Source organism: Priestia sp. SIMBA_032 (assembly GCF_046535215.1).
GTDB lineage: Bacteria > Bacillota > Bacilli > Bacillales > Bacillaceae_H > Priestia > Priestia aryabhattai.
Map to the genome: position 1 here is coordinate 1 of NZ_JAWRXD010001015.1, position 258 is coordinate 258.

The 258-nt window shown below is 36.4% G+C and carries 1 pseudogene; it reads left to right on the forward strand.

The features are described from left to right. Positions 1-258, forward strand: a pseudogene (locus tag SB717_RS37410) (ATP--guanido phosphotransferase); the annotation flags it as partial.

Consider the following 258-nt stretch of genomic DNA (forward strand, 5'->3'; position numbering starts at 1 on the left):
GAAAGTGAACATATTAGTGTTATGCTTAATGAAGAAGACCATATTCGGATTCAGTGCCTATTTTCAGGATTACAGTTATCAGAGGCGCTTCAAAGCGCCAATCAAATAGATAATTGGATTGAGAAAGAAGTTGAATACGCTTTTGATGAGTCACTTGGATATATTACAAGTTGTCCTACTAATGTTGGCACAGGGTTAAGAGCTTCTGTGATGATTCATTTACCGGGACTGGTTTTAACAAAAAGAATTAGCCGTATT